Source organism: Vescimonas coprocola (assembly GCF_018408575.1).
GTDB classification, from domain to species: domain Bacteria; phylum Bacillota; class Clostridia; order Oscillospirales; family Oscillospiraceae; genus Vescimonas; species Vescimonas coprocola.
The window spans coordinates 196,222-216,243 of record NZ_AP023418.1 but is presented as its reverse complement, the minus strand read 5'-3'; the positions used below and the strand labels follow the sequence as shown (position 1 = coordinate 216,243).

The following is a 20,022-nucleotide window of genomic DNA, read 5'->3' as shown; positions in this document are numbered from 1 at the left end:
CACCGCTTTGCGGTGCTTCTCTTTTTGGTGCCCCGTCGGGGATTCGAACCCCGGACACCCTGCTTAAAAGGCAGGTGCTCTACCGACTGAGCTAACGGAGCGGACGGTTTATTTTCGCAGGAGGGCAGGCAGCCGATCATGCCGGTACGACCCTCCGGATACACTTTGGCAGGGATGGCTGGACTCGAACCAGCGAGTGAGGGAGTCAAAGTCCCTTGCCTTACCACTTGGCTACACCCCTGTGTGAAAAAAGGTCAGGGATTGGGATCTCTCCCAATCCCTGATATTCAGTGGGGTGGGTAAAGGGACTCGAACCCTCGACACCCGGAACCACAATCCGGTGCTCTAACCAACTGAGCTACACCCACCAAATATGAACCGCAAGGGATGCTGACGATGCTCCTTCAGCAAAAGAGTGGCGCGCCAGAAGGGACTCGAACCCCTGGCCTACTGCTTAGAAGGCAGTTGCTCTATCCAACTGAGCTACTGGCGCAAATAAAGTCAGTGGAGCGGGTGACGGGAATCGAACCCGCATCCCCAGCTTGGAAGGCTGGTGCCCTGGCCATTGTGCTACACCCGCATGGGTCCTCCGCAAAATCGTCAGCTTTGATATGTTACCATGTTTCACGCCCTTTGTCAACGGGATAATCGGATTTTTTTGAAGTTTTTTCCGGCGGGAGGCGGCGGCAGAGAGGCTCTTGTGAAGAAAATAACGCTTGTAAAGGCTGGGGCGGTATGCTATCATTATCACGATATACTCCCCATGATGTGGGGTCGGAAACAAAAAGATAAGGAGAATTTCATCATGAAAGTACTTGTCATCAATGCGGGGAGCTCTTCCCTGAAGTATCAGCTCATGGATCCGGAAACCGGCAAGGTCTTTGCCAAGGGCCTGTGCGAGCGCATCGGCCTGGACGGCAAATTCACCTACAAGCCCCAGGTGGAGGGCAAGGAGACCATCAAGGCCGCCGATGTGGCCATGCCCACCCACTCCGAGGCCATCCAGACCGTGCTGAACGCTCTGGTGGATCCCCAGAACGGCGTCATCTCCTCCATGAAGGAGATCGATGCGGTGGGTCACCGTGTGGTCCACGGCGGCGAGACCTTCGCCTCCTCCGTGCTCATCAACGATGAGGTGCTGAAGGCCGTGGAGGACTGCACGCCTCTGGCTCCCCTGCACAACCCTGCCAATATCATCGGCATCGAGGCCTGCCGCAAGGTGCTGGGCGACGACGTGCCGCAGGTGGCTGTGTTCGACACCGCTTTCCACCAGACCATGCCGGAGCACGCCTATCTGTACAGCATCCCCTACAAGTACTATGAGAACGACAAGCTGCGCCGCTACGGCTTCCACGGCACCTCCCACCGCTATGTGACCCTGCGGGCCGCCGAGCTGCTGGGCAAGGATCCCAAGGATCTGAAGATCGTGTCCTGCCATCTGGGCAACGGCTCCTCTCTGGCCGCTGTGGACGGCGGCAAGTGCGTGGACACCTCCACGGGTCTGACGCCGCTGGCCGGTCTGCCCATGGGTACCCGTGCCGGTGACATGGACGTGGGCGTTATCGAGTATGTGGCCAACAAGTACGACCGCTCCATCTCCTCTGTGATGGAAGGTCTGAACAAGCGCTCCGGCATGATGGGTCTGTCCGGTGTGTCCTCCGACTTCCGTGATCTGGAGGCTGCTGCCGCCAAGGGCCATCACCGCTCCGCCATCGCCCTGCGGATCTTTGAGTACCGTGTACACAAGATGATCGCTGAGTACGCCGCCGCCATGAACGGCGTGGACGTGGTGGTCTTTACCGCCGGTGTGGGTGAGAATGCCCCCTCCACCCGTGCTCACATTCTGGAGGGTCTGGAGTTCATGGGCATTACCTGCGACGAGGAGAAGAACAACACCCGTGGTGAGGAGCGCATTATCTCCAAGGATGGCGCCCCTGTCACTGTGATGGTCATCCCCACCAATGAGGAGCTGATGATCGCTCAGGACACCCTGTCCATCGTGGAGGAGAACAAGAACAAGTAAGCTTGTTTGACGCAAGGAGCCGACTGCTATGCAGTCGGCTCCTTTTTTGTTTGTTGGGGAGCCCGGAAATTTTTCCCTGTTGTCCGGTGGAGGGCAACAGGCGGTACAACTTTCCCAGCGGGGACGCCACAGGCAGAAGGGAGTGTGAGAACATGGAGACAATACGAGAGGAGGCGGCGGTATGGAGCTGCTGACGGTTCTGGCGGGCATCTCCTCCTGCGTCACCGGAATCGGTGCGGCGCTGATCCTGCTGCTGCGGCCGGTGCGGGAGGCGCTGACGGGGACGAAGCACCTGCGGGAGGGGCAGAAATGCCTGTTGCGGAGCAATATGCTGCATACATACTATAAGAATAGGGAGCACTCCGCCATCCGGCAGTATGAGTATGAGAATTTTCTGCTGGAGTACCGGGCCTATAAGGCCCTGCGGGGCAATTCCTTCATCGATCGTATCTATCAGGAGGTCAAGACCTGGGACATTATATCATAAGGAGGGCTTTTATGGAAAATCTGGGTATTGCCAGCGTGGCGGCCATCACCGTCATCACCTATCTCATGGGCATGGCCGTGCGGGCCAGCCGGATGGACAACAAGTGGATCCCCATTCTCTGCGGCCTGCTGGGCGGGCTGCTGGGGCTGGTGAGCTTCTATCTGCTGCCCATCCCCGACTATCCGGCGGGGGACCCTATCACCGCTGCGGCGGTGGGCATCGTCAGCGGTCTGGCGGCCACGGGACTGCATCAGGCGGCCAAGCAGCTGGGCAAGGAGGCGGGCGGAGATGCCTAAGGTGTATCTGTCCCCGGCGTATCACTACTGGAATCCCTGCGCCGTGGCGGGGTGCGACGAGACCACCCACAACAACCTCTATCTGGATGTGCTGGAGCCGTATCTGGCAGCCTGCGGCATCCAGTATAAGCGGGGGCCACGACGGACGCCCAAGTCCGGTGAGGACGGGGACGCCCTGATGCTGCAGGCGGTACGGGAATCCGATGCGTGGGGTGCCGACGTCCACTACGTCAGCCACACCAACGCCGCCAACGGCGGCGTCCGGGGCTACCGGCCTATGATCTATCCCGGCTCCGGCGGCGGGCGAAAGCTGGCGGCGTGTATCCTGAAGTATCGCCGGAAAATCTACGACCAGCCCATCCGACTGTCGGAGAGCAGCGTGTGGTATGAGCTGCGGGCTCCGGCGGCGGTGAGCTTCTATGAGGAGCACGTGTTCCACGACAACGCCTCCGACGCCCAGTGGTTCCACAGCCATCTGGGGGCCATTGCAGAGGCTACCTGCCGGGGACTGTGCGAGTATTTCGGTATCCCGTACCGGGCGCCGGGGACGGCCAAGCCGTCTCCTGCGCCGACCATCAGGAAGGAGGAACAGGTGACCGTGGAGCTGCGTATGCTGAAGCGTGGCATGGAGGGCGGTGACGTCCGGAGCGCCATGCTGCTGATGAAGGACAAGGGGTACTACCCCTACGCCATCCCCGTCAGTGACAAGCTGTTCGGGGCCAAAATGGAGGCCGGTCTGCGGAAGATGCAGGCCGACCACGGCCTCGGCGTGGACGGTATCTTGGGGGCCGCCAGTTGGGGCTATCTGCTGGGGCGATAAGGATAAAGTCAGAGCACACAGTGTAAGCTGTGTGCTCTGACTTGGATGTGTGAGATGCCGCCTGTTTCGTGCAGAGCTGCAGATTTTTGAGCAGAATCGCTGTGCTTGGACTTAGTCCTGCATGATGCGTTTCACGCTTTCACGAAGTTCTTCTATCGTATCGCACTGTCCAATCAGTTCAATAATTGCTCGCAGCAGTGCTTCCGTATAATTCATCTCCATTTTCTCCCTCCTCTCATTCCTTTGTCAGTTGGGTCAGGAAGGCCATGACCACACGGTTCAGATCCTTCATGGCGGCGGGGAAGTTGAAAGCGAAGTCGTGGTGCTCAAACAGGCAGTCCGACACGGACTTGATGGCCATGAACTTCACCCCGTTTCGCAGGCACACCTGCGCCACGGCGCAGCCCTCCATCTCGCACAGCAGCGGGTGGAAGGTATCGGCGATCCAGTGGGAGCGGGGGGTATCGGTGGCGAACCAGTCGCCGGTGGCCACCCAGCCGGTGCGATAGGGGACTCCGGTGGCATCCATGGCGGCCTTGGCGGCAGGCAGGTCCGCCGTGGGGAACTGAATCTGGTTGACGGTGGACACCAGTCCCACGGGATCGCCGATGGCGGTGGTGTCCACATCGTGCTGCACGAAGCCCTCCGCCAGAACGATGGTGCCGATGGGGACATTCTCGAAGCAGCCGGCCACACCGGCGTTCAGCACCAGATCCGGGTGGTAGAGGCTGATGAGCAGCTGGGCGCCCATGGCGGCGTTGACCTTGCTGACGCCGCAGCAGCAGGCGATGATATGGGGGCGGATCTGATAAAAGGACACGCCCGCCTCCGTGCGGATGGGAGTGCGGGTCTCGTCTGTCAGCAGCGTCTCTATTTCGCCGGGCATGGCGTATACCAGACCAATGGTCATGATGGAGTTCCTCCTTAAAGTGCGTATTTTTCTCCATTGTAACGGGATGGGGGACGTGTGTCAAGGGAAAGCGCCTGCGGGAGAGAAAAAGTCCCTCCGGGAAGGCCGGAGGGACTTTGGGACAGTGCTTACTCCCGGCGCAGGGCCTCGATGGGGTTCAGGCGGGAGGCCTTGACGGCAGGTACCAGACCGAACACGATGCCGATGACCATGGAGAAGGCCACCGCCACAATGCAGGCCGGGGCGCTGATGGCCACTGCCGTACCCATGACGTGGCTCAGCATCTCCGCCAGACCGATACCGCACAGGACGCCCAGCAGGCCGCCCAAGCTGGTAAGCACCGCCGCCTCCGTCAGAAACTGCCAGAGGATGCGGCTCTTCCGGGCGCCGATGGCGATTTTCAGGCCGATCTCACGGGTGCGCTCGGTGACGGAAACCAGCATGATGTTCATGACGCCGATGCCGCCCACCACCAGTGAGATGGCGGCGATCCAGATCAGCTGGCGGTTGGTGGTCTCCGACAGGCTTTGCAGCTCGGAGGCCTGCTTCAGCAGATCCTGCGCCTGATAGGTCAGCTGGCGGTTGGTGACCACCTGACTGTTCAGGTAATCCGCCACGCCGCTTCCGGCCTTGGTCATATCGTTGGTGGAGGAGGCCCGCACCGCCACGTTCATAGGCTCGTCGTAGCGGAAGGCGATGGGCCAGCAGCTCTCCGGGATCATAACGGTACCGGAGGTGGTGCGGGCGTACATCTGATAATCCTCTACACTGTTGATGACCGGCTGGGAGGTGACCCTCTGGCTCACCACGCCCACCACGGTGAAGGGTTCGCCCTGCATCTCGATGACACCGCCGATGGGGTTCTGTCCGGGAAACAGGCTCTGGGCCGCCGTCGTATCGATGACGGCCACCTTGCGGCGGGAGGAGAAATCCTCCGGCAGGAAGGCACGACCGTAATTCACCTGATAGCCCGCCACGGAGAGATAGTGGTCGTCCACGCCGTTGAGGGTGCCGGTGAAGGACTGGTTGCCGGCATAGATGCCGTCGGCCCACGTGCGCTGGCGGTACATGGCCACGGCGGAGACGCCGGGCAGGGCATCCATCTCGTCCCGCATGGCAGACGTGATGGCGGCGATGCCCTCCGGCAGCTCCCCGTAGGAGAAGTCCACGGTGCTGCCGTCCTGCGTCAGCTGCACCTGCACCATGTCGTTGCCGGCACCGATGAGGTTCTGCTTGATCTGCTCGTTGGTACCACGGATGGTGGAGACGATGGTGATGATGGCGGCAATGCCGATGATGATGCCCAGCATGGTCAGAAACGACCGCAGCTTATGGCTCCACACGCCTTGCAGCGCCAGATTGATATTTTCCAACATAGTTACCGCCTCCTTACCAGCTGTACAGGGCATCCACGGTGGCTTCCTCCGTTTTGGCTCCGGACACCACGTCCCGGCCATAGGGGAAGGCCACATAGTCCTCCGGCGTCAGGCCGCCACGGATCTGGGTGTAGCTGTCCCACACCACCTTACCGGTCTGGACCCAGCGCTGCTCCAGCTTGCCGTTCTCCCCACGGGCCATGACGTAGCTCTTGCCGTTTTCCGTGCGGACGTACATATTCTCCAGATACAGGCTGCTGCCGTCGCTGTCGGATACCGCCTGATAGCTGATGCTGACGCTCTCCCCCTCCTGCAGCTGCTGATCCTCGCTGACGAACACCTTGAAGGGGTAATAGGATACATTGGGGTTACCATCACCCCCATAGGAATCGCCGTCGGTGGGATAGGTGCTGATCTCCACCACCTCGCCGGTGCAGGCAGCCCCGGTCATCCGTGAGCTGATATTCACCGTCTGGCCCACCTTCACGGTGTCCAGCCGCAGCTCGCTGACGGTGCCGGTGACGTAATAGCCGCCGCCGGCAGAAACCTCCACCACCGCTTCGTTGTTGGCAGCGGCATCCCCCGGAGAACGGACGGTTTTGACCACACCATCCAGCTGGCTGTACACGCTGCCGTCGGATGCCTCCGTCTGCTTTTTACGCAGGTCCAGCTCCGCCATTTTGATGGAGGTCTCCGCCTCCTGAATCTCCCGGAGTTTATCGTTCTGCATCCGCAGCAGCTCCGCCTTGGTATAGGATCGGCTCAACAGCTCCTGCACCCGCTGCAGCTCCTTGCGCAGCTGACGTATCTCGTCGGTGGTGCCGTCCACGGAGATATCCTCCGCCGCCGGAAGCTCCGCCAGCGACACGGAGATGGCTCCGTTCTCTCCACGGATCAGGTGCAGGCCCCAGCTGCCGATGATGTCCCCCAGTGTCTCGTCGCCCCGGTGGGTCACCAGCACCACATACAGTTCCTTCTCCCCTTCCGGCAGCAGCACCGACAGGTTCTGCTCCGTCAGGGCATCACCGCTGTTCCAGTCGCAGTAGAGGGGATCCTCCGCCGTACCGGCGGCGCTGCCACGCAGCAGGGGCTTGCCGGGTTGGATGGGCTTGGAATCCCGGCGAATGATCTCGCCGGTAGAATCCGCCAGCTTCTTCTCGATCTTGGCGGACAGCGCATCCGCCTGCTGCTGGAGCTTCTCCTTGTCCTCGGCCAGCTGAAGCTGCTGGAGTTCCTTGCGGGTGTTCTCCTGTTGCAGCCGCAGGCGCTCCAGAGCGATGCGGGCCCGCTCCACGTCCAGCTCCGTCAGGGTGCTGTCGTAGCTCAGCAGGCGGTCTCCCTTCTTTACCGTCTGGCCCTCCGTCACATAGACCTGCGCAGAGCTCTGGGTCTTGGAGAGGTACACCTTCTGGAGCTTATCCATGGTAACGGTACCGCTGGTTTCCGTGGTGTCACCCCCATACTCCGTCATGCCGATTTCTGTCACGGGATAGACCTTTACGGCGCTGCGGCTGCCGTTGCGAAGCAGCGTCAGCCCACCCCACACCAGAGCGCACACACCCACTACGATACCCGCCGCCAGCAGCGGCCGCTTGAGCTTACTGTTCATGGTTGTCACCTCCGCTGAGGACACCATCCCGGATGGTCATGATCCGCTGGGCCTGCTGCGCCACCTGCGCATCGTGGGTAATCATGATAATAGTGGCACCGTTTTCATGGAGCTGATGGAACAGCTCCATGACCTGTGCGCCGCTGGCAGAATCCAAGGCGCCGGTGGGTTCGTCCGCCAGCAGCAGCTTGGGGCCGCCCACCATGGCCCGTGCAATGGCCACACGCTGGCACTGGCCGCCGGACAGCTGGTCCGGGCGATGGTCGATCCGGTCGCCGAGGCCCACCATCTCCAGCGCCGCACGGGCCCGCTCCCGGCGCTCCGCCTTCTTCACCCCGCCGTACAGCAGCGGCAGGGCCACGTTATCCAGCGCCGTCAGCCGGGGCAGCAGATGAAAGGACTGGAACACGAAGCCCAGCTCCTGGTTCCGCACCTGCGCCAGCTGTAGGTCCGTGCAGGCAGTGATATCCTGCCCGCACAGGAGATAGCTGCCGCTGGTGGGCTCATCCAAACAGCCGATGATGTTCATCAGCGTGGTCTTGCCGCTGCCGGATGGTCCCATGATGGCAAGGTATTCTCCCTCGGCCACATCCAGACTCACGTCCCGCAGCACACGGGTCACGGTCTTGCCCATGGGGTAGTCCTTGCAGATATTCCGCATTTCAAGGATCATGCTCAGCCCTCCGTCACGGTGTTGTCTTTGGCAGTACCGTCCGTTACGGCACCGCCACCACCCTCCGGCTGTTCAACGCCGCCACCCGATGCATTGCTATCGTCCGGCTTAAAGGTGCGCTGGTCATAGGGAACACAGATCATTCCCACCGTCAGTGTCTCATCCGGGTAGGCGATATAATCCTCCGTCGTCAGCCCGCTCTCCACGGGATAGGTGGCCAGCGTCTCCTCATAGGTACCCAAGGTCAGGCTGCGCTTTTCCAGCTTCCCGTTCTTATCCTGCGCCCACACCCACGGGGAGGTGTCGGCGTCATTGATGTAATAGGCGGGCAGGTGGATACCCTCCTGCCGCTGGCCCTGACCGTGATCCGGCTCGATGTAAACGTGCTGGCCCATCAGCAGACCATCGCTGCTGTCCAGCGTCACATAGAAGGGGTACTTGCTGGCGGTGGACACGTCGCTGCCGCCGTCCATGGTGTTTTGATTGCTACCGGTGGCGGGATTCTTCCAATCAATAGAACTGATACTGCCCTTCCAGACGTCACTGCCCACACGGGAACGGACCAGCACCTCCGCCCCCTTGGACAGGGCCGACGCATTGTTCTCATTGACGTAGCCCTTCACACGGAAGCCTGCCGTCTCCACGATGGTCATGAAGGGTAGGGCTTTGCCGTTGCTGTCGGTGCCTCCGTTCTCGTTCACCGCCTGCACCCGGCCGTCTACCGGAGAGGTGACGTCGGCGCTGCCGACGCTGTTGCCGAGACGCTGCACCTCCTTCTCCTTCAGGGTGATGTTGTACTGCTGCTCCAGAATGGCCGCCGTGGCCTCCCGGATCTCCAGATCGTATTGCAGCTGCTGATCTGCCGAGACGTTGCTCTTGTCCCGTTCCAGACGGGCTTTCTCCTCCTGCTTGGCGCTGAGGGTACTTTTCATCTGTTCCAGCTCCAGCTGGGCCTTCTCCAGATCCAACTGGGCCTGCGTCTGGTCGTAGGTAAAGAGGGTCTGGCCTTTTTTCACCTCGTCTCCGGTCTTTACGGCAACGGAAGCCACCTGACGGCTGTCATCCTTCTCCACCTTCGTTTCGCCCTGAGCGCTGACGACTCCGGCGAAGCGATCCGCCTGTCCCACGCCGCTCAGGCCGCAGATCATGGATACGGATTCCACCGACGCCTTGCCTTTGCTGCTTTTTCCGCAGCCCGCCAAGCTGCTCAGCAGCAACAGCGCCGCTAAAAGCAGTGCCATCTTTTTCATGTCATTTCTCCTTTAATTTCACTGTGTTTTGCCCAAGCGGCTCCTTGCGCCGCCGGTCTTTCCTTTTATAGGACGGCAATGGGCCGGAAAATGTTCCCTCCATCGCCTATGGCGGTGAAAATGAGCATTGACAGTCCACGCAACGCAGAGTATGATATATTACAGATATATCATGGAGGTAGGGCTATGGAACTGCTCAGCTATCGAACCTTAGGCACCGAGGCGTCCCTGTCCCGGCGAATGCCGGAGCGTGTCCTGCAATTTGGGGACGGCAACTTCCTGCGAGGCTTTGTGGATGATTTCATCGATCAGATGAACGAAAAGGCGGACTTTGACAGCAGCGTGGTAATCGTCCCTCCGGCCTCCACCGGCAAGACGGGGCGCATCAACCGGCAGGACGGGCTGTATCAGCTGTATCTGCGGGGAAGGCTCAACGGTCAGGTGGTCAACCAGCGGCGGCTCATCCGGTGCGTCAGTCGTGCACTGGACGTGTTCATTCAATGGCAGGAGCTGCTGGACTTCGGGTGCGGCGATGAACTGCGGTTTGTGATCTCCAACACCACGGAGGCAGGCATCGTCTATGACCCCACCTGCCGCTTTGACGACTGCCCGCCCGCCTCCTTCCCCGCCAAGCTGACCCGGCTGCTGTGGCAGCGCTGGCACGCCGGAAAGCCGGGGCTGATCCTCCTGCCCTGTGAGCTCATTGCCAACAACGGCACCGTCCTGCGGGACACCGTGCTGCGCCACGCCGCCGACTGGGCGCTGGAGGAGGACTTCCTGCGCTGGCTGCGGGAGGAGAACCGGTTCTGCAATACGCTGGTGGATCGCATCGTCACCGGCTATCCTGCCGCTCAGGCTCCCCGGCTCAATGCCGAGAACGGCTATGAGGATGCCCTGCTGGATACCGCAGAGCCCTTCGGGCTGTGGGTCATCGAGGGCGACGAGGCCCTGAGCCGGGAGTTTCCCGCCCAAAAGGCGGGGCTGCCGGTGAAGTTCGTGGCGGACCACCATCCTTATAAGGAGCAGAAGGTCCGCATTCTGAACGGCGCCCACACCAGCATGGTGCTGGCGGCCTATCTGGCGGGCCACGACATCGTCCGGGAGTGTATGGAGGACGAGGCCGTCCGGGCGTATCTGGAGGGGGCGCTGTTTCAGGAGATCATCCCCACCCTATCCCTGCCCCGTGAGGACTGCGAAGCCTTTGCCCGTGCGGTGGAGGAGCGGTTCGCCAACCCCTACATCGATCACCGGCTGCTGGATATCGCCCTGAACTCTGTCTCCAAGTGGCGGGCACGGGTGCTGCCCAGTGTCACCGCCTATCTGGAAAAGACGGGGCGGCTGCCGGTGCGGCTGACCTTCTCCTTCGCTGCCCTGTGTGCCTTCTATACCCAAGGTCAGCGCAGCGGCGAGACATACCCTGTGCGGGACGAGGCGGCCGTGCTGGAGTTCTTTGCCGCCCATGCAGAGGATACGTCGCAGATGCTGATAACGGCGTTGGCCGCACAGGAGAACTTCTGGGGGCAGGATCTGAACCAACTGCCCGGCTTTACAGCCGCCGCAGCCGCTCATCTGGAGCGCATCCGCCGGGACGGCATAGCCGCCGCCATGGATGCCTGCCGAAAGGAGGCGGTGCTATGAGTCATATTCTGCAAATCCATCCCGACGACAACGTAGCTGTGGCGCTGGAGCCTTTGAAGTCCGGAGAGACATTGGAAACCTCCGCCGGGACCGTAACCCTGCGGGAGGATATCCCCCAAGGTCACAAGCTGGCGCTGATGGATATCCCCTCCGGGGCCGCCGTAGTGAAATACGGCTTTCCCATTGGCCACGCTACCCAAGCCATCCATGTGGGCGACTGGGTCCACAGCCACGATCTGGCCACCTCCCTCGACGGAGAGGCCGTTACCTCGGCGTCCATCGCCGTCCCGACGCAATCAGTGGCCCCTGCCTCCCGCACCTTTCAGGGCTTTCGCCGCAAGGGAGGTGTGGGCATCCGCAATGAGATCTGGATCATCCCCACCGTGGGCTGTGTCAACAGCGTGGCTGAAACGCTGGCACGGATAGTCTCCCGCGATATCCGAGGCAGCGTGACGGGTGTCTACGCTTGGCCCCATCCCTATGGCTGTTCCCAAACGGGAGACGATCAGGAGCATACCCGTCGTATCCTGTGTGATCTGATCCGCCATCCCAATGCAGGCGGTGTACTGGTGCTGGGACTGGGCTGTGAAAACAGCAACATCGGGGAGCTGAAAAAGCTGCTGGGGGACTGGGACCCGGAGCGAATAGCGTTTCTGGAGTGCCAGTCCGTCCCGGACGAACTGGAGGCCGGCAAGGTTCTGCTGCGCCAGCTCATTGACCACGCCGCTAAGGATGTTCGGTGCAGCATCCCCGTCAGCGAACTGGTCGTCGGTCTCAAGTGCGGCGGCTCCGACGGTCTGTCGGGCATCACCGCCAATCCGCTGGTGGGCCGCATTGCCGACCGACTGGTGGCCATGGGCGGTACGGCTCTGCTGGCGGAGGTGCCGGAGATGTTCGGCGCCGAGGGGGTGCTGTTCCGCCGCTGTGCCGACGAAACAGTACAAAAGGAACTGCCGGCATTGGTGGCGGATTTCAAGGACTACTTCGTCCGCCACGGGCAGGTGGTGTATGAAAATCCCTCCCCCGGCAACAAGGCCGGCGGCATCACCACACTGGAGGAGAAGTCTCTGGGCTGTGTCCAGAAGGGCGGCAGTTCTCCTATCTGTGGGGTACTGTCCTACGGTCAGCGGGTACAGAACAGAGGCCTGACCGTACTCCAGACCCCCGGTAACGATCTGGTATCCACCACCGCTCTGGCGGCGGCGGGAGCGCACATGGTGCTCTTCACCACTGGACGGGGAACGCCCTTTGCCGGGCCTGTCCCCACGCTGAAGATCTCCACCAACACCGCCCTGGCCCAGCGCAAGCCCCGATGGATCGACTTCAACGCCGGTACGCTGGTGCAGGGGGACTCTTGGGATGATGCCGCAGAGACTCTGCTGGACCGGGTGATGGCCACAGCCTCCGGTCTGGCCACCTGCTCCGAAAATCTGGGCTACCGGGAACTGGCCATCTGGAAGGACGGCGTTACCCTGTAAACACAGCCTACCAAAGAACATAGAACGAAAGAGGGGACAGCCCAATGGGCTGTCCCCTCTTTTTTCTTTTACTCAGAAGGAGGCGTGCATCATCGTGTGGATGGCCTCCTGATACGACAGCTGGATGTGCTCCTCCATCAGACGGCAGGCCCGATCTACATCCTTCTCCAGAATGGCATCCAGAATGTCGATATGCTCCCGGTTACTGGTCTGATAGCGGTCAGCGCTCCACGCCGTGACCCGGATCAGGTTCAGGAAGTCTACCAGACTCCGCATGAGGTTGGAAGCATACTGATTGTGAAACACGTCCACCAACTCCAGATGAAACCGGTTATCCAAATCGATCAGCGGTGCCGCCGTCTCGCCGGCGTTGGAGGCCGTATCATCGGCATGACCCTGCAGCAGCGCCCGCATATCCACAGCCCACTGTGGATCCACCATGCCGCAGCACTGGCGCAGAATGGCAGGCTCCATGATCCCACGAATCTCGAAGATATCGTGGATGTCCTTGGGTGTAGGGCGTGTGACCTCGATGCCCTTGCGGGGATGGATGGTCACCAGCCGGTCCTGTGCCAGCGCCAGCACGGCCTCCCGCACCGGTGTCCTTCCCAGCTCCAGTGTTTCCTGCAGCTGTGACTCATTGATAAACTGCCCCGGCATCAGCTCCTTTTGCAGGATCATGACTTTGATGCGGTCATAGGCGACACGGGACAGACATTTTTGTTTTTCAGTGGCAATGCGTGGCATAGATACCTCCCTGATTGGCGTGTAATATATCACCAGTCCATTATTTCAAATCATATAATATATCAGACGCTCCTTATATTACTATTCCTTCCTGCATTTGTCAATCCTCTTTGTCACTTTGCACAAGATTTACTCGTAAAATTTGTACATTAAAATCGGCAAAAATCGGTGCTTTTTAGGCAAATGGCTGCATTTTCAACTTGACACCCCTCCTAAACTATGGTATCCTCGTAATCAAGAAATATATCACAGATATATCGATGATATATAAATAACGTCAGTGCGATGCAAGATCACGCTGTCCTTCGGACGGAGGTCACTGAAAATGAAGCATTTTATGGACGAGGAGTTTCTGCTGGATACCCAGACGGCCCGTGAGCTGTACCACGGTGTGGCGGAGAAGCAGCCCATCATGGATTATCATTGCCACGTCAGCCCCAAGGAGATCGCAGAAAACCGCTCCTTTGCCAACCTCACCCAGCTGTGGCTGGAGGGCGACCACTACAAATGGCGCCTGATGCGGGCCTGCGGTGTGCCGGAGCATCTCATCACCGGCGATGCACCGGATCAGGAGAAGTTCCGGGCATGGGCCGCCACACTGGAGCGGGCTGTGGGCAACCCCATTTACCACTGGAGCCATCTGGAGCTAAAGCGTTACTTCGGCTTTGACGGCTATCTCACCTCCCGCAACGCCGATGCGGTGTGGGAACACTGCCAGAAGGTCATCGGCGACGGGATGCGGGTGCGGGACATTCTGAAGAAGTCCAACGTCACTCTGCTGTGTACCACCGACGACCCGGCAGATGACCTCTGCTGGCACGAACAGCTGGCCGCCGATGATACGCTGGAGACCGTGGTGTTACCGGCCTTCCGCCCGGACAAGGCGGTAAATCTGGAAAAGCCAGACTTTGCCGATTACATTGCTAAACTCTCTCAGTCTGCCGGGACGGAGATCCAGAACATGGACACCCTGCTGGCGGCACTGGAACACCGGATGGACTACTTCGCCGCTCACGGCTGCACCGTAGCCGACCACGGACTGGACAACATCGTGTTCCGCCCGGCGGACACGGCAGCGCTGGATACCATCCTGCAAAAGCGGCTGACCGGCCTCCCCATCACCGAGGAGGAGCTGTGGCAGTATAAGACGGCGTTGCTGCTGTACTTTGGACGTGGCTATGCCCGGCGGGGCTGGGTCATGCAGCTGCACTTCGCCGCCCAGCGCAACAATAATACCCGGATGTTCCGCCAGCTGGGCCCCGATACCGGCTATGACAGCATCGGCCCGGCGGTAAACCTGCCGGATCTGGCCCGGCTGCTGGATACGCTGGAGGCCGAGGAGGCCCTGCCCAAGACCATCCTCTACTCGCTGGATCCCAACGACAATACCGCTCTGGTGACCCTTATGGGCTGCTATCAGGGTGAGGGAGTCCGCAGTAAGCTGCAGCACGGCTCTGCCTGGTGGTTCAACGACTGCAAGGACGGCATGGAGGCCCAGCTGAAGGGTCTGGCTGCCGGAGGCGTGCTGGGGAACTTCGTGGGGATGCTCACCGACTCCCGCAGCTTCCTCTCCTACACCCGGCACGAGTACTTCCGCCGCATCCTGTGCGGTCTGCTGGGCCGCTGGGTGGAGGAGGGCCAATACCCGGACGACCGTCCCCTGCTGGAGGAGATGGTGGCCGATATCTGCTACCGCAACAGCGTTTCCTATTTCGGATTCCAGCACCATCACTTACGGGGGTATGAAAAATGAGTATGATCAGCGTTAAGGGCCTGCGAAAGACCTTCGGCAAGAACGAGGTCCTCAAGGGCGTAGATATTGAGATCCAGCCCGGTGAGGTGGTGGCCATCGTTGGCCCCTCCGGCTGCGGCAAGTCCACCTTCCTGCGGTGTCTGAACCTGCTGGAAAAGCCCACCGGCGGCAGCATCATCTATCACGGCACCGATCTGGTCACCGCTCCGCCCAAGGAGAGCACCAAGCTCCTGCTGGGTATGGGCATGGTGTTCCAGCAGTTCAACCTTTTCCCCCACAAGACCGTGCTGGACAACATCATGCTGGCGCCTGTGAAGGTGCAGGGCGTGAATAAGAAAACCGCCGAGGAGCGTGCCATGGCTCTGCTCCAGACTGTGGGACTGGCAGACAAGCGTGACGCTTATCCCAATCAGCTCTCCGGCGGTCAGCAGCAGCGCATCGCCATCGCCCGCTCGCTGGCTCTGCAGCCGGAGGTCATGCTCTTCGACGAACCCACCTCCGCTCTGGACCCCGAAATGGTGGGTGAGGTGCTGGACGTTATGAAGAAGCTGGCCGCTGAAGGTATGACCATGCTGGTGGTAACCCACGAGATGGGCTTTGCCCGTGAGGCAGCCGACCGGGTCATCTTCATCGACGGCGGCGTCATCGTGGAGGACAGCGAGCCTCAGGAATTCTTCGCACATCCCAAGAACAAGCGTCTGCAGGATTTTCTCAGCAAGATGCTTTGATAAAAACAGACTTAAACAAACAGGAGGAACCTACTATGTCTCTCATTCAGGTAGCCCGGTACAGCGACGTCAAGTACGATTTCAAGGACGGCTTCGCCCGTGTACCCGTGCTGGAGAACGCCTTTGATCAGGCCTGCTTCGCCCATTGCGCCCTGCAGCCCGGCCACTCCATCACCCCCGACGTCTACTCCGTCACCGAACACAACCAGCTATTCTTCTTCACCAAGGGCAAGGGCTATATCACCACGCCCCGTCAGGCCTGGAACATCAATGAGCCCGGCGTATTCGTCCCGGAGTTCGACACCGAGCGCTTCACCATCACCTGCTCCGCCGACAGCAAGGAGCCTCTGGAGTTCCTGCACATCGTCACTGAGCTCAACGACTACGACAAGACCTGTCTGGTAGAGTCCCGCATGGTGCTGCCCCGCTTCCGCACCATCTCTCAGGGCTGGACCTATGACGAGGACTTTAAGGACAACTCCGTCACCACCTCCATGATGCTGCTGGAGCACCGCAATCTGGGCCGCCTGTCCATGGGCTGCGTCAAGGGCAACGGCCCCATCGAGATCGGTCAGCACATCCACAATGAGCTGGCCCAGTGGTACTTCCCCCTGCCCGGCTCCGACTTCATCTATACCGCAGGCGGTGAGGAGGTCCACATGACCGGCGGCGACCTGTCCTACACCCCCACCGGCTTCTGGCACGGCAGCCGTGTGGAGGCCGGCAAGAAGTGCGACTACATCTGGTTCGAGATGTGCATCGAGGGCTATCCCGGCGAGATCAAGTAAAAACGCTTTCCACGCCTCTTTTAGGCGCAGATACCGATATTTCCATACTGTAAAGGAGAATTTATCATGGCTCTGGTCAAGATTTCGAGAGGTGCTGATATCCAGCACAACTATGTCAACGGCGTCTCCCGTGTGAGCATTCTGGAGGGCGCTTATAAGGATGCCACCGTGGAGCGCATCTCCCTGCAGCCCGGTGCGGACTTCTCCGCCGAGCTGTATACCCGTGAGCAGCACAATCAGGTGTTCCTCATCACCGCCGGCAAGGGCTACATCGTCACCCCCCGCCGTGTATTCAACATCACCGAGGTTTCCGTCTTTGTCCCCGACTTCGACAAGGAGAGCGTCACCTTCCACTGCGCCGCCGATGCCAAGGAGACCATGGAGATCGTCCACTTTGTCACCGAGCTCAACGACTATGACAAGACCTGCCTGAAGGAAGCCCACATGAGCCTGCCCCGCTTCCGTGGTGTGTCCGGTGCATGGCACTACAAGGAGGACTTCACCGGCGCCGACATTCAGCAGATGATGCTGCTGGAGCACCGCAATCTGGGCCGTCTGTCCATGGGTGCCAACTTCGGCACCGGCCCCAACTACATCGGCCAGCACATCCACAATGAGCTGGAGCAGTGGTACATCATGCTGCCCGGTGCATCCTTCACCTACACCGCCGAAAACGAAAAGATCCACGTGCAGGGCGGCGACATCACCTACACCCCTCACGGCTCCCACCACGGCAGCGAGTGCGCCGACGGCGAGAAGTTCGCCTATGTGTGGTTTGAGCTGTGCGAGAACGGTTATCCCGGCGAGATCAAGTAAGAAATGGATCGGCTTTTAGGCTCCAATGGGCAATATAACCGCTTCCCCCTGCCGGTCTTTCTGGAGTCCATGCAGCGTCTGGGCCTCCAGCGGCTGGACTTTGTGCCGCAGGTGCCGCACTTTTTCTGTGGTTACCGGGGCCACGCCGACGTTGCCCCCCTGCGAGCCGCCCTGCAAGGGGCAGACCTTCGGGTCAGCGTCCTAACGCCGCCTCCCTATCGCTGTTCTCTTACCGCCCCGGCAGGTGAGCAGCGGGACGCCACCATCGGTTACTACGACAGCTGCATCCGTCTGGCGGCGGAGCTGAACTGTCACCGGCTGGTGCTGAGCGCCGCCGGGGCCTGCTGGGACATCCCGCCGCAGGAACTGGCGGAGCACGCAGCCGCCATGCTGACCCACCTGTGCCATACGGCGCAGGTGGAGGGCGTGACGCTGCTGCTGGCCCCGGTGATGGGCGCTGAAACGCCCCTCATTGCCGAGGCCCCGGTGCTGAACACCGCCCGGCAGCTCTCCCAGATGCTGGCGTGGGTCGATTCCCCGGCGCTGGGCGTGTGTCTGGATACCAACGTCATGAGCGCCAACGGCGATACCGTGGCCGATTGGCTCTCTCTCTTCCCCGGCCGCATCGGTCTGGTGCGGCTGTGCGACGGCAACTGGCACGGCTGGCGGGCGTGGGGCGACGGCGTTCTGCCGGTGGACCGCTACCTCTGCCAGCTGACAGAGGGCGGCTATCAGGGCGATTTCTCCCTGTATCTCCCCGGTGAGCGCTACATCGACTCTCCCACCTACCCCGATGAAAAGGCCGTGGCCGCCATGAAGGAGGTGCTGGCGTAATGGGCATCCGCCGCAGTCAGCTGGTGAACATGAACCAGCACTACCGCCGCTTCTCGCTGGACTATTTTCTGGACTGCCAGCAGCGTCTGGGTATCCGCCAGATCGAGCTCTGGTGCGGCGTCTCCCACTTCTGGCTGGACCACGAGGGCACCGGCGACGTCCCCGCTCTGAAACAGAAGCTTCTGGATCACGATGTCCGGGTGGTGTCCGTCACCGCCCCCAGCATCGCCTACCAGTATCAGTACGCCTCGCAGGAGCCGGAGCTGCTGGAATACTCCTTCCGCTACTTCTCCAACGCCATTCGTCTGGCCGCCCAACTGGGTGCCGACCGGGTGGTGGTGAACTCCGGCTGGGGCTACACCGGCGAGGACGAGAGTACCATGTGGAACCGCTGTCGGGATCATCTGTACCGCCTGTGCCGTGTGGCGGAAGCGGAAGGCATCCTTCTGGTAATGGAATCCCTGCGGGACGACGAGAGCAATCTGGTCTACGACCTGCCCCGTGCCCGTGAGATGTACCGGCAGATCGGCCACCCCAACCTGAAGATGATGGTGGACAACATCGCCACCGGCGCCGCCGGTGAGACGCTGGAGGACTGGTTCGCCGCCTTCGGCGGCGATCTGATCCATATGCACTTTCTGGATGGCGACCCTTGGCTCCACAACGTATGGGGCGACGGCAACACGTCCCTGTCCCGCCAGCTTCAGATCATGCAGGCCCACCACTTCACCGGCTATCTGGTGCAGGAGGTGGCCGACGAGCACTACTTTACCGACCCCTTCAGCGCAGACCGCAGAAACTTCCGGGTATTGGAACGTTTTCTGGAGGACTGAACCAACGTATTTCTCAGCGTCAGCTGAAAAATAAATAAAAAAGAGGAAAAGGTGAAACGAATGAAAGTGAAAAAGATTCTTGCAGCGGTCCTCGCTCTGATGATGATCGCCTCCCTGGCTGCCTGCGGCAAAAAGGCCGACGACAACAACGGTGACAACAACACCGACAACTCCCTGCAGCGTGTGCTGGACGCCGGCAAGCTGTCCATCGGCGCCGAGGGCAACTGGATCCCCTACGTCTACAACGATGAGGGAACCGGTGATCTCACCGGCTTTGAGGTAGAGGTTGCCAAGGAGATTGCCAAGCGTCTGGGTGTTACCGCTGAGTTCAACATCTCCGACAGCTGGGATCCCGTTATGGCTGGTCTGGACGCCGCCCGCTACGATGTGGTTATCTGCGGCGTGAACCCCAAGCCCGAGCGTCAGGAGAAGTACGCCGTGTCTGCCTCCTATGCAGAGAACCCCTTCTGCCTGGTGGTGAACGGTGACAACGAGGAGATCAAGTCCTTCGAGGATCTGGACGGCAAGGTCTGCGCTAACTCCCCCTCCTCCACCGCTGGTCAGATCGCCCAGAGCTACGGTGCCACCACCGCTGACGCCGACCTCACCGGCGCTATGGATATGCTGAACACCAAGCGTGTGGATGGCCACGTCAACAACGTGGCTGCCGTGGACGAGTACATGAAGAGCCGTCCCGACGTCAACGTGAAGATCGCCGCTGTTTTCCAGCCCGCCGATGACCAGAAGTACATGATCGAGTCCGCCGCCATGTTCCGCAAGGACGATCAGGCTCTGTGCGATAAGGTCTCCGAGATCATCAGCGAGATGATCCAGGACAAGACCCTGTATAACCTCACCGTCAAGTACTTCGGCCAGACTGTGGCCGACAGCGTCAGCCTGTACAACAAGTAAGCAACGCTTAGAAACTGAGGGGACGCCGCCTCCGGCGGCGTCCCCTCCTCT

At 60.6% G+C, this 20,022-nt stretch carries 19 protein-coding genes and 5 tRNA genes; 13 read left to right on the top strand and 11 right to left on the bottom strand.

From position 1 onward, the window contains the following. Nucleotides 1-25 precede the first annotated feature (25 nt). The 5 genes from KJS28_RS01090 to KJS28_RS01070 all read right to left on the bottom strand — a co-directional run bounded on the left by KJS28_RS01090 (nt 26) and on the right by KJS28_RS01070 (nt 580). A tRNA-Lys gene (locus KJS28_RS01090) sits at nt 26-101 on the bottom strand. A gap of 65 nt (nt 102-166) precedes the next feature. Next, nucleotides 167-241 (bottom strand) — tRNA-Gln (locus tag KJS28_RS01085). A gap of 50 nt (nt 242-291) precedes the next feature. Next, nucleotides 292-368 (bottom strand) — tRNA-His (locus KJS28_RS01080). A 48-nt stretch (nt 369-416) separates the two neighbouring features. After that, nucleotides 417-493 (bottom strand) — tRNA-Arg (locus KJS28_RS01075). A 12-nt stretch (nt 494-505) separates the two neighbouring features. Next, nucleotides 506-580 (bottom strand) — tRNA-Gly (locus KJS28_RS01070). A 225-nt stretch (nt 581-805) separates the two neighbouring features. Between KJS28_RS01070 and KJS28_RS01065 the strand changes: the two genes are divergently transcribed. The 4 genes from KJS28_RS01065 to KJS28_RS01050 all read left to right on the top strand — a co-directional run bounded on the left by KJS28_RS01065 (nt 806) and on the right by KJS28_RS01050 (nt 3,626). Then, on the top strand, nt 806-2,023 hold the full coding sequence (locus tag KJS28_RS01065) for an acetate kinase (RefSeq protein WP_267873549.1): 1,218 nt from the start codon (nt 806-808) through the stop codon (nt 2,021-2,023). Nucleotides 2,024-2,204: 181 nt separating this feature from the next. After that, nucleotides 2,205-2,510, top strand: coding sequence for a hypothetical protein (locus KJS28_RS01060; RefSeq protein WP_213541400.1), 306 nt, complete (start codon nt 2,205-2,207; stop codon nt 2,508-2,510). 11 nt (nt 2,511-2,521) lie between these two features. Then, on the top strand, nt 2,522-2,806 hold the full coding sequence (locus tag KJS28_RS01055) for a phage holin family protein (protein WP_213541399.1): 285 nt from the start codon (nt 2,522-2,524) through the stop codon (nt 2,804-2,806). Next, on the top strand, nt 2,799-3,626 hold the full coding sequence (locus tag KJS28_RS01050; RefSeq protein ID WP_213541398.1) for a peptidoglycan-binding domain-containing protein: 828 nt from the start codon (nt 2,799-2,801) through the stop codon (nt 3,624-3,626). Before KJS28_RS01055 ends, KJS28_RS01050 begins: the two co-directional genes overlap by 8 nt. Nucleotides 3,627-3,861: 235 nt before the next feature. On the opposite strand, the gene mtnN is transcribed toward KJS28_RS01050, so the two are convergent. The 5 genes from mtnN to KJS28_RS01025 all read right to left on the bottom strand — a co-directional run bounded on the left by mtnN (nt 3,862) and on the right by KJS28_RS01025 (nt 9,444). Further along, the gene (mtnN, locus tag KJS28_RS01045; RefSeq protein WP_213541397.1) at nt 3,862-4,536 is read right to left on the bottom strand and encodes a 5'-methylthioadenosine/S-adenosylhomocysteine nucleosidase; all 675 of its coding nucleotides are present in this window, start codon (nt 4,534-4,536) and stop codon (nt 3,862-3,864) included. 128 nt (nt 4,537-4,664) lie between these two features. Then, a complete protein-coding gene (locus KJS28_RS01040; RefSeq protein ID WP_021858954.1) occupies nt 4,665-5,912 on the bottom strand; it encodes an ABC transporter permease in 1,248 nt (415 codons plus the stop codon). 13 nt (nt 5,913-5,925) lie between these two features. Beyond that, complete coding sequence (locus KJS28_RS01035; protein WP_213541396.1) at nt 5,926-7,521, bottom strand: biotin/lipoyl-binding protein; 1,596 nt, start codon at nt 7,519-7,521, stop codon at nt 5,926-5,928. Further along, complete coding sequence (locus KJS28_RS01030; RefSeq protein WP_456341205.1) at nt 7,511-8,200, bottom strand: ABC transporter ATP-binding protein; 690 nt, start codon at nt 8,198-8,200, stop codon at nt 7,511-7,513. The genes KJS28_RS01035 and KJS28_RS01030 overlap by 11 nt, the downstream gene beginning before the upstream one ends. After that, the gene (locus tag KJS28_RS01025; protein WP_213541395.1) at nt 8,197-9,444 is read right to left on the bottom strand and encodes an efflux RND transporter periplasmic adaptor subunit; all 1,248 of its coding nucleotides are present in this window, start codon (nt 9,442-9,444) and stop codon (nt 8,197-8,199) included. The genes KJS28_RS01030 and KJS28_RS01025 overlap by 4 nt, the downstream gene beginning before the upstream one ends. A 186-nt stretch (nt 9,445-9,630) precedes the next feature. On the opposite strand from KJS28_RS01025, the gene KJS28_RS01020 reads away from it, so the two are divergent. Both KJS28_RS01020 and KJS28_RS01015 read left to right on the top strand, forming a co-directional pair. Further along, entirely contained in the window at nt 9,631-11,082 is a 1,452-nt protein-coding gene (locus KJS28_RS01020) for a tagaturonate reductase (RefSeq protein WP_213541394.1), read from the top strand. Beyond that, entirely contained in the window at nt 11,079-12,560 is a 1,482-nt protein-coding gene (locus tag KJS28_RS01015; protein ID WP_213541393.1) for a UxaA family hydrolase, read from the top strand. Before KJS28_RS01020 ends, KJS28_RS01015 begins: the two co-directional genes overlap by 4 nt. 72 nt (nt 12,561-12,632) lie before the next feature. Here KJS28_RS01015 and KJS28_RS01010 read toward each other — a convergent pair whose 3' ends face one another. After that, the gene (locus KJS28_RS01010; RefSeq protein ID WP_213541392.1) at nt 12,633-13,307 is read right to left on the bottom strand and encodes a GntR family transcriptional regulator; all 675 of its coding nucleotides are present in this window, start codon (nt 13,305-13,307) and stop codon (nt 12,633-12,635) included. 325 nt (nt 13,308-13,632) lie between these two features. On the opposite strand from KJS28_RS01010, the gene uxaC reads away from it, so the two are divergent. From uxaC to KJS28_RS00975, 7 genes are all read left to right on the top strand, one after another. Further along, complete coding sequence (gene uxaC, locus KJS28_RS01005; protein WP_213541391.1) at nt 13,633-15,060, top strand: glucuronate isomerase; 1,428 nt, start codon at nt 13,633-13,635, stop codon at nt 15,058-15,060. Nucleotides 15,061-15,062: 2 nt separating this feature from the next. Next, nucleotides 15,063-15,788 (top strand): amino acid ABC transporter ATP-binding protein, encoded by a 726-nt coding sequence (locus KJS28_RS01000; protein WP_213542194.1) that lies wholly within the window; start codon nt 15,063-15,065, stop codon nt 15,786-15,788. 35 nt (nt 15,789-15,823) lie between these two features. Continuing rightward, a complete protein-coding gene (locus KJS28_RS00995; protein ID WP_021858483.1) occupies nt 15,824-16,576 on the top strand; it encodes a cupin domain-containing protein in 753 nt (250 codons plus the stop codon). Between the two features lie 66 nt (nt 16,577-16,642). Continuing rightward, nucleotides 16,643-17,392: a cupin domain-containing protein gene (locus KJS28_RS00990; RefSeq protein WP_213541390.1), complete on the top strand. Its 750-nt coding sequence runs from the start codon at nt 16,643-16,645 to the stop codon at nt 17,390-17,392. A 3-nt stretch (nt 17,393-17,395) separates the two neighbouring features. Then, nucleotides 17,396-18,226 carry a sugar phosphate isomerase/epimerase family protein gene (locus KJS28_RS00985; RefSeq protein WP_213541389.1) on the top strand — a complete coding sequence of 277 codons (831 nt, stop codon included), beginning with the start codon at nt 17,396-17,398 and terminating at the stop codon, nt 18,224-18,226. Continuing rightward, nucleotides 18,226-19,059 (top strand): sugar phosphate isomerase/epimerase family protein, encoded by an 834-nt coding sequence (locus tag KJS28_RS00980; protein ID WP_213541388.1) that lies wholly within the window; start codon nt 18,226-18,228, stop codon nt 19,057-19,059. Before KJS28_RS00985 ends, KJS28_RS00980 begins: the two co-directional genes overlap by 1 nt. Before the next feature lie 60 nt (nt 19,060-19,119). Beyond that, complete coding sequence (locus tag KJS28_RS00975) at nt 19,120-19,971, top strand: transporter substrate-binding domain-containing protein (RefSeq protein WP_213541387.1); 852 nt, start codon at nt 19,120-19,122, stop codon at nt 19,969-19,971. Nucleotides 19,972-20,022: the final 51 nt, after the last annotated feature.

Excerpts from the sequence above, each read along its gene's own strand:
- KJS28_RS01055 (WP_213541399.1), top strand. The coding sequence starts at position 2,522 with ATGGAAAATCTGGGTATTGCCAGCGTGGCGGCCATCACCGTCATCACC.
- KJS28_RS01010 (WP_213541392.1), bottom strand. The coding sequence starts at position 13,307 with ATGCCACGCATTGCCACTGAAAAACAAAAATGTCTGTCCCGTGTCGCC.
- KJS28_RS00990 (WP_213541390.1), top strand. The coding sequence starts at position 16,643 with ATGGCTCTGGTCAAGATTTCGAGAGGTGCTGATATCCAGCACAACTAT.
- KJS28_RS01060 (WP_213541400.1), top strand. The coding sequence starts at position 2,205 with ATGGAGCTGCTGACGGTTCTGGCGGGCATCTCCTCCTGCGTCACCGGA.
- KJS28_RS01040 (WP_021858954.1), bottom strand. The coding sequence starts at position 5,912 with ATGTTGGAAAATATCAATCTGGCGCTGCAAGGCGTGTGGAGCCATAAG.
- KJS28_RS01015 (WP_213541393.1), top strand. The coding sequence starts at position 11,079 with ATGAGTCATATTCTGCAAATCCATCCCGACGACAACGTAGCTGTGGCG.
- uxaC (WP_213541391.1), top strand. The coding sequence starts at position 13,633 with ATGAAGCATTTTATGGACGAGGAGTTTCTGCTGGATACCCAGACGGCC.
- KJS28_RS00985 (WP_213541389.1), top strand. The coding sequence starts at position 17,396 with ATGGATCGGCTTTTAGGCTCCAATGGGCAATATAACCGCTTCCCCCTG.
- KJS28_RS01065 (WP_267873549.1), top strand. The coding sequence starts at position 806 with ATGAAAGTACTTGTCATCAATGCGGGGAGCTCTTCCCTGAAGTATCAG.
- KJS28_RS01035 (WP_213541396.1), bottom strand. The coding sequence starts at position 7,521 with ATGAACAGTAAGCTCAAGCGGCCGCTGCTGGCGGCGGGTATCGTAGTG.
- KJS28_RS00975 (WP_213541387.1), top strand. The coding sequence starts at position 19,120 with ATGAAAGTGAAAAAGATTCTTGCAGCGGTCCTCGCTCTGATGATGATC.
- KJS28_RS01050 (WP_213541398.1), top strand. The coding sequence starts at position 2,799 with ATGCCTAAGGTGTATCTGTCCCCGGCGTATCACTACTGGAATCCCTGC.
- KJS28_RS01025 (WP_213541395.1), bottom strand. The coding sequence starts at position 9,444 with ATGAAAAAGATGGCACTGCTTTTAGCGGCGCTGTTGCTGCTGAGCAGC.
- KJS28_RS00995 (WP_021858483.1), top strand. The coding sequence starts at position 15,824 with ATGTCTCTCATTCAGGTAGCCCGGTACAGCGACGTCAAGTACGATTTC.
- KJS28_RS01020 (WP_213541394.1), top strand. The coding sequence starts at position 9,631 with ATGGAACTGCTCAGCTATCGAACCTTAGGCACCGAGGCGTCCCTGTCC.
- KJS28_RS00980 (WP_213541388.1), top strand. The coding sequence starts at position 18,226 with ATGGGCATCCGCCGCAGTCAGCTGGTGAACATGAACCAGCACTACCGC.
- KJS28_RS01000 (WP_213542194.1), top strand. The coding sequence starts at position 15,063 with ATGATCAGCGTTAAGGGCCTGCGAAAGACCTTCGGCAAGAACGAGGTC.
- mtnN (WP_213541397.1), bottom strand. The coding sequence starts at position 4,536 with ATGACCATTGGTCTGGTATACGCCATGCCCGGCGAAATAGAGACGCTG.